This is a genomic window from Oceaniovalibus sp. ACAM 378, from assembly GCF_008085915.1.
Taxonomy (GTDB): Bacteria; Pseudomonadota; Alphaproteobacteria; order Rhodobacterales; family Rhodobacteraceae; genus Oceaniglobus.
Window position 1 is genome coordinate 1 of the sequence record NZ_VSJK01000071.1, and the last position, 1,552, is coordinate 1,552.

The 1,552-nt window shown below is 60.4% G+C and carries 1 pseudogene; it reads left to right on the forward strand.

What is annotated here, in order from left to right:
• The first annotated feature begins 201 nt into the window (after positions 1–201).
• Positions 202–1,217, forward strand: a pseudogene (locus tag FQ320_RS25185) (IS5 family transposase).
• The last annotated feature ends 335 nt before the right edge of the window (positions 1,218–1,552 follow it).

The following is a 1,552-nucleotide window of genomic DNA, read 5'->3' on the forward strand; positions in this document are numbered from 1 at the left end:
AGGGGCATCTATCCTCAGTTTACCGACCAGACCTGCCCACCATCACGCGAAATCACTGCCCACCTTCGCGTGAAATACGTGCCCATCATCACCCGAAATCGCTGCCCATCATCACGCGAAACACGCAATCTATACCAAAGGTGGCGGCAAAGACGATCCAAAGTGTGACCAGCCCGCTTGACCTGCTGATGAGCCGGGAGGCTGGTCCCGGTTAAGCTGGGCAACCGTGCGTTGAGACAACGAGGATCATCGACTGTCTGGTTCGACCCGGCGATGGTCTGGGAAGCTGCACCGTCCGGCAAGCGTGGTCGCCAACAGGTCTACAGCGATGCGGCCATTCAGGCTTGCCTCACGATCAAGGTCCTGTTCGGGATGGCGCTACGGCAGACCACTGGGTTTGTCGCGAGCCTGCTGAAGCTCGCCGGGTTCGGTTGGTCTGTGCCCGATTTCAGCACACTGAGCGGCCGCCAAAAGACCTTGAATGTGGCGATCCCGTATCGGGGTTCGACGGGACCGCTGCACTTGCTCGTCCCCTCTCATGGTTTGCAGGCAAACCACTGCCGGGCAGTGGACAGCACAGGGATCAAGGTGGAGGGCGAAGGTGAGTGGCATACGCGCAAGCATGGCGGTCGAAAACGGCGGGTTTGGCACAAGATTTCATCTCGGAATTGATGAAGAAACACTGGAAATCCGTGCCGTTGAAGTGACCACCAGCAATGTCGCAGATGCGCCGATGCTGCCCGGGTTGCTCGACCAGGTCGCGTCGGACCAGGAGATCGCCACCGTCACTGCCGATGGTGCCTACGACACTCGAAAATGCACGACGCCATCCACTGCCCGGCAGTGCATGTTTACATGCACGAGAGGGGCCGACCGCGGCGCGGCGGCAATAGTCCCGCCTCGCCGGAATGCCAAACCGTGGAAGCCGACCACCGCTGGCGCCAGGGCACGAAACGAAGCTCTGCGGGCCTCGACCTATCTCGGCCGAGCGCCCTGGCGACACTGGAGCGGATATCACCGTCGGAGCCGTGTCGAGACGAAGATGAACTGCGTGAAGAAGCTCGGTCAGCGTCTCCCTCTCATCGCTGCAAGCAGCGACTGCCGGGCAATGCATGGCGCGCGACTGTGATCGCCAGGTTGCCAAGGTTCAGGTCCGCACCGCAGTGCTGAATCGGTTCACCGCGCTCAGCACACCTTTCACGACGGTCGTGGGATAAGTGTGTCCGGGGAAAGCGGAGTTGCGGCCAGCATCAGATTTGCGCAACAGCGCCCGTACAAAGCTTCCGCGCGACAGGTATCGCGTTAAGACCGACCACCCATGTGCTGATGCACACCGCAACATTAAACGACCGCTCAAATAGCTGAGGGCATTCCTAAAAAGGTGGTTTTTGAAGGGTCTGTGCTGGTGCGGAGAAGGTCCGCTCCGATGTAGGTTTCTCGGACGCCCCGCGCGACGTTTGAGTGACGCGGGACGTTGCCTGGCGTCGGAGAAGCGCTCAAGCGGGAAATCGCGGGGTTGGGCTTGGTGGGTGGTTTGTTGCTATGGGGATTG